Below are 14,302 nucleotides of genomic sequence, written 5' to 3' on the forward strand. Positions count from 1 at the left end.
TTCTTCAGCCCTTGTGCTCGACTAATTCATAATGAACTCAGGAGCTTCAAGGGTTGTCTGTGCGCTCAATGTGCCCTGACAACGGAGGCGAATTATAGAGATCTTCTCGCTGCGCGCAACCCCTTTTCTTAACTTTAGTGAAAAAACCGCGCCAAGCGCTCATTTTCCGCCCGAAATGGCTATGTATCATACGAAAAAAGGCCCCTCAGGGCCTTTTTAAATATAAACTCAAGCGTAACTGCAGTGCTGACTAGGTTTTCGGTTGGTTCTCATCCTGGTCAACTGAATCATCCACTTCTTTACTTTCGGCTTTCGCTTTTGCAGCTGCCTTCTCTTGTTCTGGCTTAAAGTCCGCGTCTGAATCATCCGGCTGGTCACCCAACACGTGTTCGAGCTTCAGTTTGTGCACATTCTTGATAGTCAGGACCGGACCTGAAATAGCATAGGCTGTAAAGAGAACGAAGAGGACTAAAGCTGGTTCAGTCGCAACCACTACAAACACCAGTACTACCATTAAAATAACAAGGAAGTTAACCTTACCGCGCCAATCGACATCCTTAAATGAGTGATAGCGGAAGTTACTCACCATCAACAGACCACACGCAATGGTAAAGAGTGCGACCAGCAGGCTTACATTTTCAGGATCAATTTCATACTTAGCGCCAACCCAGACCATACCAGACACAATGGCTGCAGCACTTGGAATTGCCAGGCCCTGGAAGTAACGCTTATCGGAAACCCCTAACATGGTATTGAAACGAGCCAAACGCAAGGCGCCACCCGCTACGAATATAAACGCTGCCAGCCAGCCTAGCTTCCCTAAATCGGCAAGCGCCCAGTTATACGCTACTAAGGCAGGCGCCATCCCGAATGAGACAATATCTGCCATGCTGTCATACTCAGCACCGAAATCACTCTCAGTGTGGGTCATGCGTGCAACACGTCCGTCGAGACCATCAAATACCATGGCAATAAAAATTGCGATAGCGGCCATTTCAAACTGGCCGTTCATTGAGGAAACGATGGCGAAAAAGCCTGAAAAAAGACCAGCAGTTGTCAATAAATTTGGCAGCAAATAAATACCGCGTCGTTTATGACTTGCTGAATCCTGATGCTGTTCTGACATATCATAAGTCCTGTCGGAGAAAATGAATAAAGAATACTGGCACTAAGAATACCATAGACTTAAATAAGTGCATAAATACCGGCGAATGAAGAAAAGGCTCCCGCAGGAGCCTTTTTTCAGTGCTGATAGTTACAGGTGAATGGTTACTGGTGAATGGTTAAACCATCGCCACCTGCATCGACATGAATGGTTTTGCCAGGTTGCAGCTCTCCGGCAAGCAACTTATGCGCTAATGGGTTTTCCAGTTCGTGCTGAATCGCTCGTTTCAGCGGTCGTGCTCCAAAAACAGGATCGAACCCAACCTTAGCCAGTTGTTCCAGCGCTGAGTCGCTAACCTCAAGTTCAAAGCCTTTTTCCTGAAGTCGCACCAATAACCGCTTCATCTGGATGCCCGCAATTTTCTTAATATGGGTGTTACTGAGCGGGTGGAAGACCACGGTTTCATCGACACGGTTCAAAAACTCAGGGCGGAAGTGGCCCGCCAGAACCTGCATAATCAGATTCTTCATTTGCTGATAGTCCACTTCACCCGCTTTTTCCTGAATCAATTCAGAACCAAGATTCGAGGTCATAATGATCACAGTGTTTTTAAAGTCCACCGTACGCCCCTGGCCATCGGTCAAACGCCCATCATCCAACACCTGAAGCAGAATATTAAAGACATCGGGATGTGCTTTCTCGACCTCATCCAACAGAATGACTGAGTAGGGACGCCGTCTTACAGCTTCGGTCAGGTAGCCACCTTCTTCATAACCAACATAGCCAGGAGGCGCACCGACCAGACGTGACACCGAGTGCTTCTCCATGAATTCAGACATATCAATCCGCACCATCGCGGCGTCGGTGTCGAACATGAAATTAGCTAAAGCTTTGCATAATTCGGTCTTACCAACACCGGTAGGGCCAAGAAACATAAAAGAGCCGATCGGACGATCCGGGTCGCCCAAACCAGCTCGCGACCGACGAATCGCGTTGGCCACCGAGACCACCGCTTCATGCTGACCGATAACCCGCTTATGCAACTCATCTTCCATTCTCAATAGCTTATCGCGCTCGCCTTCGAGCATGCGCGAGACCGGAATGCCGGTCCAGCGCGATAGTACTTCAGCAATCTCTTCTTCTGAAACACGGTTTCGCAACAGGCTCATATCCTGCATTTCAGCTTGCAGTGCAAGATCTAACTGGCGCTCAAGTTCAGGAATGCGGCCGTATTGCAGCTCGGACATCCGATTTAAATCGCCAGCCCGACGAGCCACTTCCATATCCTGACGCGCCTGATCCAATTGTTCTTTAATATGTTGGTGCCCTTGCAGAGCCGCTTTCTCCGTATTCCAGATTTCATCCAGCTCTTTGTACTTGATTTCAAGCTCACCGATTTCATCTTCCAGCAATTCAAAGCGCTTTTTACTGGCGTCGTCTTTCTCTTTACGCAATGCTTCACGTTCAAGTTTGAGCTGAATCATTCTGCGCTCGAGACGGTCCAGCTCCTCAGGCTTTGAGTCAATCTGCATACGGATGCTTGAGGCTGCCTCGTCAATCAAATCGATCGCTTTATCAGGCAACTGACGATCGCTGATGTAGCGATGGGACAAGGAGGCAGCAGCAACAATAGCGGGATCAGTAATCTCGACTGAGTGATGAAGTTCGTACTTTTCTTTTAGTCCGCGCAAAATTGCGATGGTATCTTCCACTGACGGTTCATCAACCAGCACTTTTTGAAAGCGTCGCTCTAAGGCGGCATCTTTTTCAATGTACTGACGATACTCGTCGAGGGTGGTGGCACCCACACAATGCAGCTCACCGCGGGCTAGTGCAGGCTTGAGCATATTACCGGCATCCATGGCCCCGTCCGCCTTACCGGCGCCAACCATGGTATGGAGTTCATCAATAAAGAGGATAACGGCGCCCTCTTCCTGTTGCAGCTCATTGAGCACCGCTTTTAAGCGTTCTTCAAACTCGCCCCGGTATTTTGCACCGGCCAACAGCGAGCCTAAATCAAGCGACAACACCCGCTTGTGTTTTAAACCCTCAGGCACCTCGCCATTGATAATTCGTTGCGCCAGGCCTTCCACAATAGCTGTTTTACCGACACCGGGCTCACCGATCAGCACTGGATTATTCTTTGTCCGACGCTGGAGAACCTGAATGGTACGGCGGATCTCTTCGTCACGGCCGATCACCGGATCCAGCTTGCCCTGCTCTGCTCGCTCGGTTAAATCAATGGTGTACTTGTCGAGCGCCTGGCGTTGCTCTTCGGCATTCGGATCATCGATCTGCTGACCATTGCGTATATCGTTAATCGCTTTGTCGACCTTGCCAGCCTCAACACCCTGCTTTTTCAGTAACTCACCAAGCTTACCTTTGTCTTCCAGTGCCGCCAGCACAAAAAGCTCGCTGGAGATGTATTTGTCTTTACGCTTTTGCGCATATTTGTCACACAGATTAAGCAGCGTTGCAGAGGCAGAACTCAGCTGAACTTCACCGCCGGTTCCTTCAACCTGAGGAATATCATCTAACGCCTTTGATAACTGGGCGCGAAAGGTGGGAATATTTACTCCAGTGTTCTGCAATAGCTGACGCACTGTGCCGCCGTCCTGATTGAGCAATGCGCTCATCAGATGGATGGGTTCTATGTATTGGTGGTCGCGGCCGAGTGCTAACGACTGAGCATCGGAAATCGCTAACTGAAATTTACTGGTGAATCGGTCCAGGCGCATTTACCTTCTCCTTAAAAACATCATTGCTTTTAATGTGGGTATTATTTACCCAATTTCAAGGTCACTGGTTGATTCAGGATCAACTTTTCCAAAGTAAGTTAGCCATCCGGCCGGTGGTGCCATCACGACGGTAGGAATAGAACAGTTTGCTTTCTGTGTAGGTGCAGTGGTCACCACCGCCAATAAAGCCCACTTTGCCAGCCAGTTGCTGGCGGGCTATTTCATACAAATCGGCTTTCCAGTGCATCTGGTAGCGCTGAAACGCGCTGGCATGTTCAGCGTTACGGCCGATAATTAAATCCCGCACGTCGTCACCCACTTCAAATGCCTGCTGGCTGATAGCAGGGCCCAGCCAGACACAAATTTCGTCGGCCGGAGCCTCAAATTGCTTCAATGCACGACCAATAATGCCATTGACCATGCCACGCCAGCCCGCATGAACCAATGCCAATTCACTACCGTCTTTTGTCGCCAGAAAAACCGGCAGACAATCAGCGGTCATAATCACCAGGACCTGACCCGCAACATCGGTATAGGCTGCATCGGCGTCAGGCAAATCCTGCAACCCCTGCTCGCCGATGCGCACCATTCCATTACTGTGGGTCTGGCTCAACCAATTAGGTTCTGTCGGCAATTCTAACTGCTGACTGAGTCGACGTCGGTTCTCCTGAACCGCAGCCGGTAAATCGCCAACATGAGTCGCCACATTCAATTGGCCAAACGGCGACACACTGACGCCGCCGCTGCGGGTCGTGGTTAAAGCATTCACTTCACTGGTAACAGGCCAGTCGGCTTTAAAGGTTGTAATCATCGTCCACTCCATGCGCATCCTTACGCAATAACTCGGCTATCGCTAACATGTCATCGGGCACTGGCGCTTCCCAGCTCATCAGTTCGCCACTTATCGGGTGATGCAATGCTAACTTGACCGCATGCAACGCCTGCCGTTTGAATCCACGCAGCGCGGTCAAAAGTTCATCACTACCGCCCTGTGGCGGACGTGGCCGGCCACCATATTGCAGGTCACCCACTAGTGGATGCCGCAGGTGCGCCATGTGGACCCGGATTTGGTGAGTACGCCCACTTTCCAAACGCAAACGCAGTCGGGTATGCAGGCGGAAACGCTCGGCAACCCGATAATGTGTTACCGCCGGTTTACCACTGCTCACCACTGCCATATGGGTTCGCTTCGTTGGGTGCCGGCCGACTGGTTCGTCAACCTGGCCGCCCGCCGTCATCACCCCATTTACTATAGCTTCATATTCGCGGGTAATGTCTCGCGCCTGCAATGCAGTGACTAAATGGGTTTGAGCGGCAATGCTTTTCGCTACCACCATCAGACCTGTGGTGTCTTTATCCAGCCGATGCACGATGCCGGCGCGGGCCAGTTGAGCCGCGCCTGGATGATGGTGCAACAGGGCATTGAGGATAGTTCCGTCCGGGGTACCAGCGCCCGGATGGACAACCAGCCCGGCGGGTTTGTTCAGTACCAGAATGTGCTCGTCTTCGAAAACAATATCCAGGTCTATAGGCTGGGCTTCAAAGCGTTCTTCGCTTTCTACCTGCGCGTCCAGACGGACTGCCATACCAGGCAGAACTTTCTCGCGAGGCTTGGTAACTACCTTGCCATCCAGAGTAACTTTGCCGTCAACAATCCAGTCTTTCAAACGTGAGCGTGAATAATCCGGGAACAATTCCGCCAGCACCTGGTCGAAACGCATTCCAAAATGATGCTCGTCAGATGCTCGTCAATAACTGCTTCGTGAGTAATCTGTTGGGTCATAAATATCTGCTGTGAAACCTGTAGTCGCTAAGGTAGAATGCCGAATTAATCGCAAGTGTACCTGTTTTATATGGGTATGACTAAAGCAAAAGCAATAAAAGGTAGCAAAGGTTCCTTATGAAAGTTGTGCTCCTCTCCGTATTCCTGATGTCATTCATTCTGACTGGCTGTTCTTCAAATCCTGATCGTGAGCGTGAACGCCAGATGCAGGGTTCTGCTGAGCAAATGTATGAACAAGCGCAAGGCTATTTAAATTCAGGCAATTTTACCATGGCCTCACAAACCTTGCGCAACATCGAAAGCCGTTATCCGTTTGGTGCCCATATTAACCAGGTTCAACTCGATCTGATTTATGTTTATTACCATTTGGCTGATCAGGACCGTGCGCTGACTGCTATTGACCGCTTCCTGCGCTTGAATCCAAACCACGTGGATGCGGATTACGTGCGCTATATGCGCGGCCTGGTTCACCTCCAGTTGGAAGACAATGCCTTCCACCGTCTGGTTGGTATTGACCGTTCAGACCGCGATAAAAGCTATTCCGAGCAGGCTTTTGAAGACTTTCGTCAATTACTGGAACGTCACCCGGAAAGCCAGTATGCGGCCGATGCCCGCTTACGCATGATCGGGATCCAGTCACGTTTAGCGAAGTATGAACTAAGCGCTGGCGAATATTACATGCGCCGCGAAGCCTATATGGCTGCCGCGCGTCGAGGGCAATATATTCTTGAAAGCTTCCCTCAAGTGCCGGAAGTTGAGCAAGCACTGGAAATGATGATTACCGCCTACGACGCGCTGGGCTTAGAAGACCTGCGTGACGACGCTCTGGCCGTGTTACGTTTGAACTTCCCTCAGCATCGGCTTGCTGGTGGCTAAAACAGGACGTTTAAGCACCACAGAAGCGGACAAAAAAAGCCAGCAATTGCTGGCTTTTTTTTACTGAACCCGGAGTATTTGCACTACTAGCGCCAGATCTTACACCGCATCCTCATTCTCTTCACCAGTACGGATCCGAATCACGCGGGCAACATCCGAAATAAATATCTTACCGTCACCGATTTTGCCAGTCTGTGCCGTTTCCATAATGGCCTCGATGCAGCGATCCAGTTCATCGTCTTTGACCACCACTTCAACCTTAACTTTAGGCAAAAAATCGACCATATACTCAGCACCGCGATATAACTCAGTATGACCCTTTTGCCGCCCAAACCCTTTTACTTCAGACACTGTCATACCGGCAATCCCGACATCGGATAATGCTGCGCGCACATCATCGAGTTTGAAGGGTTTGATGATGGCTTCCACCTTTTTCATGCTTGCTCCTGCTAATGTGCTCTGCTTGAGTCGACCAATTTAATCTTCAGTCCGCGCCAACATACTCTGCAAGTAGCGGCTGGTAATCGGGTAGCGTCTGTCACGACCAAAATTACGTCGGGTAACCTTCGGCCCGACAGCGCCCTGGCGCCGCTTATATTCATTGCGGTCAACCAGAGTAACTACGCGCTTTACAGTTTCAGCGTCATAGCCTGCATTAATCATATCAGCAAGTGACTGATCTTGCTCAACATAGGCGGCGATAATTTCATCAAGCACAGAATAAGGCGGCAATGAGTCCTGATCTTTCTGATCCGGTGCCAGCTCTGCAGACGGCGGTCGGGTAATGACCCGCTCCGGAATAACCTCGCCTAGCGTATTACGGAATCTGGCCAGATCATAAACGCGTTCTTTATAGACATCTTTGATCGGGGCGAAACCGCCACACATATCGCCGTACAAGGTGCAGTAACCCACCGCAAGTTCACTTTTATTCCCGGTGCTGAGCAGCAGGCTACCTTCTTTATTCGACAATGCCATCAATAACACACCGCGACAACGGGCCTGTAAGTTCTCTTCTGTGGTATCACGCGGCTTATCGGCTGTCAGCCCCGGGACAACCTGCATAAAGCTGTCGACCATGGGGGCAACTGGCACCACATCGAACTGGCAACCCATCCGCCCGGCTTGTTGTCTGGCATCTTCAATACTGATATCAGCGGTGTACTGATACGGCATCATAACGGCGCGCACCCGCTCCGCCCCCAGCGCATCCACCGCCAGCGCCAGCGTCAGTGCCGAATCAATGCCCCCCGATAAGCCAAGCAACACCGAGGAAAAACCGTTTTTGCTGACATAGTCATGGAGGGCCAGTGTCAACGCCTGATACAGCGCCGCATCGGCGTTATCGGTTCCGTGGTCGACGCTGTTCACCAGCTTTCCGTCAGTGAACTCGGCGGTTACCACATCTTCAGCGCAATGCTTTAAGGTAATCGCGGCCTGACCACGCTCATCCACGACCATCGAGTTACCATCAAACAGCAATTCGTCCTGGCCGCCGACCTGATTCACGTAAACAATTGGAAGGCCACTTTCAACCCAGCGCTGGTGCAGGACCTGAAGTCGTTGAGCCGCTTTATATTCTTCGTAAGGCGATGCATTGGTCGACAGAATTAATTCCGCACCAGCCGCCTTGGCGCCGGCTATCGGAGCCTGCTGCCAGAGATCTTCACATATCAGCAAGCCTATCTGATGGCCTTTGAATTCGAAGACGGTGCTCCCGGTACCTGCGGTGAAGTAGCGCTTTTCATCAAATTCACCGTAATTCGGGAGTATTTGCTTACGGTAGTGGGCAATACGACGGCCCTGATAAAATACCGACACCGCGTTGAAAATGGCCTGCCCATCGGTCTCCGGGTAGCCAACCATAATAGCGACATCTGTGCTGGCTGCTTTAATGCGTTCTAACGCATGCTCAAGCCCCGCATATAAATCTGCGCGATAGACAATATCTTCTAGCGGGTAACCAGTTAAAGTCAGTTCAGGAAACACCAGAATATCGGCGTCTGAGTGCCTGGCGACGGTGTTCACCACCTGATCCGTGTTCGCTTCTATCGCGCCCACCGTCAGTTTAACTTGCGCCAGAGCGACGTTTAATTTTCTAGTCATGCCGTTGCCTTTTACCACCTTATCATCCATCAAAGCGCGCTATGATAGCATCAGTCGTGTTGCAATTCGTCCGGAATAGGTGGATTACGAGGCGCTTTTGGCCGCTTACCACGGCCCTTGCCGTATTCCTTCAACTGGAACACATAGGCGAGGATTTGAGCGACTGCCATAAACAAACCTTCGGGGATTTCCTGCCCTATTTTGGTGCTGTAATAAACTGCCCGCGCTAGCTCCGGTGACTGCACCAGAGGCACGTCCGAGTCCACTGCAACTTCGCGAATTTTCGCCGCCACTTCGTCATTGCCTTTGGCAACTACGCGCGGCGCGCCTTTTGAAAGCGGGTCGTAAGTCAGAGCCACCGCGAAATGCGTCGGGTTGGTCACCACCACGTCTGCATTGGGAATGTCCTGCATCATCCGCTTCATCGCCATGGAAAGCTGCATCTGACGAATTTTACCTTTAATTTCCGGGCTACCTTCGGCATTTTTGCGTTCGTCTTTGATTTCCTGCTTAGTCATGCGTAATTGCTTGGTATGGTTGTAGCGTTGAAACGGCACATCAATAGCGACGATAAACAGCATTGAACTGGTTAGTAGCAAGAACATAAAACCAAGCATGGTCAGGGCGTCCGCCAGCGTTTGTTCAATAATGCCATTGGAAAGCTGAAGGATATTAGGAAACTGCCAGCGCAACAGAAAGTAAGCAAACACTGCGACAATAGTAAATTTACCCACCGCTTTAAGGAGCTCGATCAATGCCTGGGTCCCGAGCATACGTTTAAGCCCTTTTAAGGGGCTCATCTTGGACGGTTTCGGCGCTGCTCCCTGCCAGCTGAAATTAAAGCCACCAACCACTGTATTGCCGATAAAAGCACCTAAAACGACAATAAAAAAGAACGTACCTAAGGGATACAACAACGCATTAAAAATACCGGACCAGATATTCAAGGTGGCGTTGTCATCAAAAATAACCGCCCGTTCAACCGAAAAATACTGATAAAAGATACTGAACATAGCCTCGGCCATGGCATCGCCCATCGCCAGCAGGCCAATGGCTGCTGCCGCGAGGACGCCAAGGGTGCCCATCTCTTTGGAGCGCGCTATCTGCCCTTTCTCTTTCGCGTCATCGAGTTTTTTCTGCGTGGGCTCTTCTGTGCGTTCCTGATCCGTTTCAGCCATTGCCGTCTCCTAACAAGTGCCGCCAAGAATAAAACACATCCCGCTCACTGCCCGTTCCCATTGATTTTCGAAATGAACAATAAAGTTACCCACAGTCAGCCATAAGATCAACAAACCAGAGACCATGGTAATCGGAAAACCAACCGTAAAAATGTTGAGTTGCGGGGACGCCCGCGTCATGACACCAAATGACAGGTTAATCAGCAGAATCGAAACCATTGCCGAAATGGAAAACCCAAGGGCTACATTAAACATCCACACTGCCCAGGTGGCTATGTAGTAGAAAGCATCTGCATCGAGCCCGACCTGCCCCACAGGAATCGCCTGAAAGCTAACAGCGATCATCTGAATCATTACCAGGTGGCCATCCACAGCAAGAAATATTAACGTCGCCAACATCAGGTAGAACTGAGCAATAACCGGCACCTGCTGGCCACTGTTCGGATCGACCATCGCGGCAAAACCAAGACCGATCTGCATACCCAGCACCTGGCCGGCAAGGGCAAAGGTATTAATTGCCAGTAACGACATAAAGCCCAGGGCGACGCCGATCAAAATTTGCTGAATGGTGGTCAGCATTCCGGCAGGTGAAACGGTTTCGAAGGGAACATCTATCGGTGGCAGTGCCGGGGAGATCGCAATGGTGATCGCCATTGCGAAGAAAATCTTAATCCGTGAGGGCAAACCGCGACCACTAAATACTGCCATGGTCAAAAACATACTGCTGACACGGACAAATGGCCAGTAGTGTTGCGCCAGCCATTCCATAATGACGCTTTCGTAGATGTTCATTAGCCAACAACTTCAGGAATGCGCATGTACATGCCGATGGTAAAATCCATCAGCATCCGCACCAACCAATGTCCACCGAGGCCAATTGCAGTCAGGGTTACCAACAAACGTGGGAGGAAACTTAAAGTTTGTTCGTTAATTGAGGTAGCAGCCTGAAAGACCGCCACAATCAGGCCCACAATCAGCCCGGGTACGATGATAAAGCTCACCAGCACAACGATGAGAAACAGAGCATCACGAAACACATCCAGAAAGACTTCAGGTGACATTAAGAACCTCGCTACAAGCCGTAACTGCCAGCCAGAGTGCGCATAACCATGCTCCACCCGTCAACCAACACAAACAACATGAGTTTGAACGGCAGCGACACGATCATTGGTGATAACATCATCATACCCATGGCCATAAGGACACTGGCAACCACCAGATCGATGATCAAAAACGGAATAAACAGCATAAACCCAATCTGAAACGCTGTCTTCAATTCACTGGTGATAAAGGACGGTATCAGAATGGTCATCGGCACATCTTCTGGTCCGTCGATGCCTTCATAGCCGGAAATATCAATGAAGGTTTCCAGATCAGTCAAGCGCGTTTGCGACAGCATAAATGCTTTGATCGGATCGCGCGCCCTCTCAACCGCCTCAACCGGCGTTATTTCCTCGGCTATATAAGGCTGTACCGCGTCTTCATTAATGGTTGTCAGCACCGGGGTCATGATAAAAAAGGTCAGGAACAGCGTGATACCGATGAGGATCTGATTGGATGGTGAGCTTTGCAGACCGATCGCCTGACGCAAAATTGCCAGGACGATAATAATTCGGGTAAATGAGGTCATCATAATAACCGCAGCTGGAATAAAACTCAGCGCTGTCATTATAATCAGGATTTGGAGGGTTACCGAATACTCCTGACTACCGTCCTCATTGGTGGTAACGGTAATCGCATTAAGTCCGTCCTGGGCCGATACCTGAGGCGTATAGAAAGCGGCTAACGCAAGAAGGGCGACTACTATCGCCAGTGTCCATGATTTCATAATGGAATGTTCCGCATCCGTCGGCTGTAAAGGTTAGCGGTCACGTCTTAGCGCCGATAGTACCTGTTCAGCAAAAGAGGATGATGCTGTCTGTTGTGTGTCCTTTACCTTAAAGTCATCAGGCAAGGTCTGCAAGAGCTGGATTTGTTGTGAGGTTACCCCAAGCAACAACTTTTGGTCACCAACGGCGACTATCACCAGTCGTTCTTTCGGCCCAATGGATACTGAACTAAGCACCGTTACTGGCCCGTTCCGACCCGGCATGCGCATATTCATTTTACGGACCAATGCTGCCAGGCCGACAATAACCGCTAACACCACCAGTAACATCAGCAAAGTCGCCCCTGCATCTGCCATGGTAAGAGTACCAGATTGGTTCATATGTGCCTCGTCGGTTGCCCTCGCCTGCTACGCTAGCAGGCGCAAGGCCGATACCTTAACGCAGTTTGCGGATCCGTTCTAGCTGGCTGATGACATCGGTTAAACGAATACCAAATTTGTCATTTACAACAACCACTTCGCCGTGCGCAATTAAAGTGCCGTTGACCAAAACATCCAACGGTTCGCCAGCGACGCGTTCAAGTTCAACCACTGAACCCTGGTTTAACTGCAACAGATTACGAATACTGATCTGGCTGCGGCCAACTTCCATCGAAATGGTAACCGGAATATCCAGAATCGCATCCAGCTTACGGCGCTCTTCCGGACTTTTATCCGATTCATCCGTCAGCTCTTCCAGATCAGCGGTTTTAACACCCTCATTCCCTTCTGCTGTAGCTTCTGTTTCTGCTTCCGCCTGGTCTTGCTGACCAGCCATCGCTTCTTCCCAATCGTCCATTTCGCCGTTGTTTCCGTTATCGTTTTCGTTACTCATAAAAGCCTCTTGCCTATCGGCTACTATTAAACGTCAAAATCTTCTTCCAGCTGCTGTAACTCTGCATCGCCACCGATACGTTGTCCGCCTCTGGTTAACATGTGGATATCCGACTTCACGGTTTCTGGTCGTGGAATCTTCTTCGAAATCTTCAGTGCAATATTGTCGCGTGAACGGCCCATTTTGGCCCGGAACGTCGGCAGATCTTCGATATAAACCGTTAAGTTCTCTGGCATATCGACCGGAATAATATCGCCCGACTGCAGGTCCATCACTTCACGTAAGGACAGCTCTGTATCCAGTAACTTGGCCTTAATCTCGACTGGCACATCCATGATCTCGTCACGTAGTGCCTTACCCCAGCGCAGGTCGGTGTCTTCTTTATCACTCTGTACACCCGCGTCAAGTAATTCGCGTATTGGCTCCAGCATCGAGTAAGGCAACGCGATGTGAAAGTCACCACCGCCGCCGTCGAGCTCTATATGGAACGAGCTAATAACTATGACTTCGGTGGGGCTAACAATGTTTGCCATCGCCGGGTTAACTTCAGAGTCGAGGTATTCAAAACCGACATCCATAACCGGTGCCCAGGCTTCTTTGTAGTCTTCAAAGATAAGCTTCAGCAGCATCTGGATGATACGACGTTCGGTAGGGGTAAATTCACGCCCTTCGATCTTGGCATGATAGCGCCCGTCACCACCAAAGAAGTTATCCACCAGAATAAAGACCAGACGCGCTTCCATGGTAATCAGCGCGGTCCCTTTCAACGGACGAAAGCGCACCATGTTAAGACTGGTTGGGACGAATAAGGTATGCACGTACTCGCCAAATTTGAGCATTTGCACGCCATTAATCGACACTTCGGCACTGCGACGCATCATATTAAAGAGGCTGATCCGCATATGACGGGCAAAGCGCTCATTAACGATTTCAAGCGTTGGCATCCGCCCACGCACAATGCGATCCTGTGACGAAAAGTCGTAATCGAGGGCATCGGACGCAGCGCCCGACATTTCGATACTATCTTCTTCAACGTCATCGACACCATGCAATAGTGCGTCAATTTCATCCTGTGAGAGTAAATCGCTTACAGCCATACTCAGCTCGCTATTTCAGTTATTCGTTATAAACTACGGCGCACGTCAGCACTACTAAAGGTCGATCGCGGCTAGTCTGTAGTTTTAATTGCTACTAGCATTACCGTTATTACCACTAATTATCAGTAATTCTGCAATTAGCGTTCCAACTTTAAATCAAACTCTTCTATCGCGGGTTTTTTATTACCGTTGCTGACTTGATTACTGCAAAACCATGCCGGTAAACAGCACTTCTTCAACCACCGGGCTGCCACTGGTCGCCTCGCGCATGACTTCACGCAACGCGTCCAGTGTTTGCACCCGCAACTCGCGTTTACCTTCCGGAGAGTTCAGGCGATCCGCACTGGCTCGCGAGAAAACATCCAGTAAGGTACTTTCAATCAACGGAATGTTTTCCAGCGCTAAGCGTTCATTCCGCGATCCGCGAACCATCAATTGCACACTGATTTGCGCCATGCGGTCACGTTGGTCGCCTGCCACATTGAAAATGAAATCTTTCGGTAGTGGGACATAGCGCGCACTTTCGGAATCCTCTGCTGCAACCTGCTCCGGCCCGACTTGTTCACTGACCGAGGGCTGGTCGTCCCCTCGCAGAAAGAAAAACCAGACAAGCACCAAAATAAGCAGCACCACCACAACGCCGCCCGCAATCAAGCCGATCTTGCTTTTAGTTTCCTGTTCCTGAACCTGATCCTGTTCTTCAGCCATGATCTACCC

15 protein-coding genes are annotated in these 14,302 nt (G+C 50.3%); 1 reads left to right on the forward strand and 14 read right to left on the reverse strand.

Annotated features, from left to right (window positions below):
- Positions 1-250 precede the first annotated feature (250 nt).
- From pssA to rluD, 4 genes are all read right to left on the reverse strand, one after another.
- Positions 251-1,126 (reverse strand): CDP-diacylglycerol--serine O-phosphatidyltransferase, encoded by an 876-nt coding sequence (pssA, locus tag CWE12_RS12185; RefSeq protein WP_126789992.1) that lies wholly within the window; start codon positions 1,124-1,126, stop codon positions 251-253.
- Positions 1,127-1,269: 143 nt separating this feature from the next.
- On the reverse strand, positions 1,270-3,843 hold the full coding sequence (gene clpB, locus CWE12_RS12190; protein ID WP_126789993.1) for an ATP-dependent chaperone ClpB: 2,574 nt from the start codon (positions 3,841-3,843) through the stop codon (positions 1,270-1,272).
- A 79-nt stretch (positions 3,844-3,922) separates the two neighbouring features.
- Positions 3,923-4,654 (reverse strand): peptidoglycan editing factor PgeF, encoded by a 732-nt coding sequence (gene pgeF / locus CWE12_RS12195; RefSeq protein WP_126789994.1) that lies wholly within the window; start codon positions 4,652-4,654, stop codon positions 3,923-3,925.
- The gene (gene rluD, locus CWE12_RS12200) at positions 4,638-5,564 is read right to left on the reverse strand and encodes a 23S rRNA pseudouridine(1911/1915/1917) synthase RluD (RefSeq protein WP_126789995.1); all 927 of its coding nucleotides are present in this window, start codon (positions 5,562-5,564) and stop codon (positions 4,638-4,640) included. Before rluD ends, pgeF begins: the two co-directional genes overlap by 17 nt.
- Before the next feature lie 179 nt (positions 5,565-5,743).
- Between rluD and CWE12_RS12205 the strand changes: the two genes are divergently transcribed.
- Positions 5,744-6,502 (forward strand): outer membrane protein assembly factor BamD, encoded by a 759-nt coding sequence (locus CWE12_RS12205; protein ID WP_126789996.1) that lies wholly within the window; start codon positions 5,744-5,746, stop codon positions 6,500-6,502.
- Between the two features lie 99 nt (positions 6,503-6,601).
- Here the strand turns inward: CWE12_RS12205 and glnB are convergent, their stop codons facing one another.
- The 10 genes from glnB to CWE12_RS12255 all read right to left on the reverse strand — a co-directional run bounded on the left by glnB (position 6,602) and on the right by CWE12_RS12255 (position 14,293).
- Positions 6,602-6,940 (reverse strand): nitrogen regulatory protein P-II, encoded by a 339-nt coding sequence (gene glnB, locus CWE12_RS12210; RefSeq protein WP_126789997.1) that lies wholly within the window; start codon positions 6,938-6,940, stop codon positions 6,602-6,604.
- A gap of 39 nt (positions 6,941-6,979) precedes the next feature.
- The gene (locus tag CWE12_RS12215) at positions 6,980-8,608 is read right to left on the reverse strand and encodes an NAD+ synthase (RefSeq protein WP_126789998.1); all 1,629 of its coding nucleotides are present in this window, start codon (positions 8,606-8,608) and stop codon (positions 6,980-6,982) included.
- Between the two features lie 50 nt (positions 8,609-8,658).
- Complete coding sequence (gene flhB / locus CWE12_RS12220; protein WP_126789999.1) at positions 8,659-9,786, reverse strand: flagellar biosynthesis protein FlhB; 1,128 nt, start codon at positions 9,784-9,786, stop codon at positions 8,659-8,661.
- 9 nt (positions 9,787-9,795) lie between these two features.
- Positions 9,796-10,578 (reverse strand): flagellar biosynthetic protein FliR, encoded by a 783-nt coding sequence (gene fliR, locus CWE12_RS12225; protein WP_126790000.1) that lies wholly within the window; start codon positions 10,576-10,578, stop codon positions 9,796-9,798.
- Positions 10,578-10,847 (reverse strand): flagellar biosynthesis protein FliQ, encoded by a 270-nt coding sequence (gene fliQ / locus CWE12_RS12230; RefSeq protein ID WP_126790001.1) that lies wholly within the window; start codon positions 10,845-10,847, stop codon positions 10,578-10,580. The genes fliR and fliQ overlap by 1 nt, the downstream gene beginning before the upstream one ends.
- Positions 10,848-10,858: 11 nt before the next feature.
- Positions 10,859-11,614, reverse strand: coding sequence for a flagellar type III secretion system pore protein FliP (gene fliP / locus CWE12_RS12235; RefSeq protein ID WP_126790002.1), 756 nt, complete (start codon positions 11,612-11,614; stop codon positions 10,859-10,861).
- Between the two features lie 33 nt (positions 11,615-11,647).
- Complete coding sequence (gene fliO / locus CWE12_RS12240; RefSeq protein ID WP_126790003.1) at positions 11,648-11,995, reverse strand: flagellar biosynthetic protein FliO; 348 nt, start codon at positions 11,993-11,995, stop codon at positions 11,648-11,650.
- Positions 11,996-12,050: 55 nt separating this feature from the next.
- Positions 12,051-12,488 (reverse strand): flagellar motor switch protein FliN, encoded by a 438-nt coding sequence (gene fliN, locus CWE12_RS12245; protein ID WP_198675754.1) that lies wholly within the window; start codon positions 12,486-12,488, stop codon positions 12,051-12,053.
- Positions 12,489-12,514: 26 nt separating this feature from the next.
- Positions 12,515-13,585 carry a flagellar motor switch protein FliM gene (gene fliM / locus CWE12_RS12250; RefSeq protein ID WP_126790004.1) on the reverse strand — a complete coding sequence of 357 codons (1,071 nt, stop codon included), beginning with the start codon at positions 13,583-13,585 and terminating at the stop codon, positions 12,515-12,517.
- Positions 13,586-13,786: 201 nt separating this feature from the next.
- Positions 13,787-14,293: a flagellar basal body-associated FliL family protein gene (locus CWE12_RS12255; protein WP_126790005.1), complete on the reverse strand. Its 507-nt coding sequence runs from the start codon at positions 14,291-14,293 to the stop codon at positions 13,787-13,789.
- Between the last annotated feature and the right edge of the window lie 9 nt (positions 14,294-14,302).

It is taken from the genome of Aliidiomarina sedimenti (genome assembly GCF_003986955.1).
Lineage (GTDB): Bacteria > Pseudomonadota > Gammaproteobacteria > Enterobacterales > Alteromonadaceae > Aliidiomarina > Aliidiomarina sedimenti.

Excerpts from the sequence above, each read along its gene's own strand:
- pssA (WP_126789992.1), bottom strand. The coding sequence starts at position 1,126 with ATGTCAGAACAGCATCAGGATTCAGCAAGTCATAAACGACGCGGTATT.
- clpB (WP_126789993.1), bottom strand. The coding sequence starts at position 3,843 with ATGCGCCTGGACCGATTCACCAGTAAATTTCAGTTAGCGATTTCCGAT.
- pgeF (WP_126789994.1), bottom strand. The coding sequence starts at position 4,654 with ATGATTACAACCTTTAAAGCCGACTGGCCTGTTACCAGTGAAGTGAAT.
- rluD (WP_126789995.1), bottom strand. The coding sequence starts at position 5,564 with ATGCGTTTCGACCAGGTGCTGGCGGAATTGTTCCCGGATTATTCACGC.
- CWE12_RS12205 (WP_126789996.1), top strand. The coding sequence starts at position 5,744 with ATGAAAGTTGTGCTCCTCTCCGTATTCCTGATGTCATTCATTCTGACT.
- glnB (WP_126789997.1), bottom strand. The coding sequence starts at position 6,940 with ATGAAAAAGGTGGAAGCCATCATCAAACCCTTCAAACTCGATGATGTG.
- CWE12_RS12215 (WP_126789998.1), bottom strand. The coding sequence starts at position 8,608 with ATGACTAGAAAATTAAACGTCGCTCTGGCGCAAGTTAAACTGACGGTG.
- flhB (WP_126789999.1), bottom strand. The coding sequence starts at position 9,786 with ATGGCTGAAACGGATCAGGAACGCACAGAAGAGCCCACGCAGAAAAAA.
- fliR (WP_126790000.1), bottom strand. The coding sequence starts at position 10,578 with ATGAACATCTACGAAAGCGTCATTATGGAATGGCTGGCGCAACACTAC.
- fliQ (WP_126790001.1), bottom strand. The coding sequence starts at position 10,847 with ATGTCACCTGAAGTCTTTCTGGATGTGTTTCGTGATGCTCTGTTTCTC.
- fliP (WP_126790002.1), bottom strand. The coding sequence starts at position 11,614 with ATGAAATCATGGACACTGGCGATAGTAGTCGCCCTTCTTGCGTTAGCC.
- fliO (WP_126790003.1), bottom strand. The coding sequence starts at position 11,995 with ATGAACCAATCTGGTACTCTTACCATGGCAGATGCAGGGGCGACTTTG.
- fliN (WP_198675754.1), bottom strand. The coding sequence starts at position 12,488 with ATGAGTAACGAAAACGATAACGGAAACAACGGCGAAATGGACGATTGG.
- fliM (WP_126790004.1), bottom strand. The coding sequence starts at position 13,585 with ATGGCTGTAAGCGATTTACTCTCACAGGATGAAATTGACGCACTATTG.
- CWE12_RS12255 (WP_126790005.1), bottom strand. The coding sequence starts at position 14,293 with ATGGCTGAAGAACAGGATCAGGTTCAGGAACAGGAAACTAAAAGCAAG.